Genomic DNA, 1,457 nt, shown 5'->3' on the forward strand with positions numbered 1-1,457 from the left:
TCGCCAAGTTCGATCTGACGTTCTCCTTCGCGGAGCGGCGTTCGGTGGATGGGCGGCCTGGTGGGCTGGACATCACGATCGAGTATGCGACGGATCTGTATGACGCGGGTTCGGTGGAGTTGGCGGGTGAGCGTCTGGTGCGGTTGTTGGGTGCTGTGGCGTCGGCTCCGGATGTGCCGGTGGGTGAGCTGGAGTTGTTGTCGGCGGGTGAGCGTGGGTTGTTGTTGGGGGGGTGGGCCGGTGCGGTCACCGGTGGTCCGGGTGCGGGGCTTGGGGAGTTGTTCGGGGCGCAGGTGGTGCGGACGCCGGATGCGGTTGCGGTGGTGGGTGAGGGGTGTGAGCTTTCGTATCGGGAGCTGGACGGTCTGGCCAATGGGGTGGCGCGTCGGCTGATTGCTGAGGGTGTGCGTCCGGGGAGCCGGGTGGCGTTGTTCCAGGAGCGTTCGGTGGGTGCGGTGGTGGCTACGTTGGGTGTGGTGAAGGCGGGTGGTGTGTATGTGCCGTTGGATACGAGGTATCCGGCGGATCGTGTCGAGTTGATCGTGGGGGAGTCGGGGGTTTCGCATCTGGTGACGGACCGGGATCCGGGGTCGTTGGTGTTGCCGGCGGGTGTGCGGGTGCTGGGTCCGGTGCTTGGCGGCGAGGACGACGATGTGTCGGATCCTGGGGTGTCGGTGCATGCGGATGAGCTGGTGTACGCGATGTTCACGTCGGGCTCGACCGGGGTTCCGAAGGGTGTTGCGGTCACGCATCGCAATGTTGCGGATCTGGCGGCGCAGACGATGTACGCCAATGGCAGTCACACTCGGGTGCTGTTCCACTCGGCGATGGCGTTCGATGCCTCGACGTACGAGATGTGGGTCCCGTGGCTGAATGGCGGCACCCTCGTCGTGGCCCCCGCAGGACATCTCGCCCCGGCCGACTACCAACGGCTGCTGGCCGAGCACCGGATCAGCTCGTTGTGGTTGACGGCGGGTCTGTTCCGTGTGATGGCGGAGGAGGCGCCCGGGGCGTTCGCCGGGGTGCGTGAGGTGTGGGCGGGGGGTGATGTCGTTCCTCCGGAGGCGGTGCGCCGGGTCATGGACTGCTGCCCGGATGTCACGGTCGTCAATGGTTATGGTCCGACGGAGACCACCACCTTCGCCACGACGCACCGGATCCACCGTCCGCTGGATTACGCGGGTGCGATCCCGATCGGTGAGCCGCTGGACAACCACCGGGTGTACGTCCTGGACGAGGGCCTGCGGCTGGTTCCGCCGGGCACCCCCGGCGAGCTGTACATCGCCGGCGCCGGCCTGGCGCAGGGGTATCTGGACCGGCCGGTCCTGACCGCCGACCGTTTCGTCGCGGACCCGTACGGCGCGGCCGGCACCCGGATGTACCGGACGGGTGACCTGGTCCGGTGGAACCTCGAAGGTTCCCTCGAATACCTGGGCCGTGCCGACCAGCAGGTCAAA

General features: G+C 67.4%; 1 protein-coding gene. It reads left to right on the forward strand.

The genetic code is table 11. From position 1 onward, the window contains the following. On the forward strand, positions 1-1,457 hold a 1,457-nt coding region (locus ACIRJP_RS42635; protein WP_404186631.1), incomplete at both ends, for an amino acid adenylation domain-containing protein.

Origin of the sequence: Streptomyces sp. NPDC102437, assembly GCF_044765565.1 — a bacterium.
GTDB lineage: Bacteria > Actinomycetota > Actinomycetes > Streptomycetales > Streptomycetaceae > Streptomyces.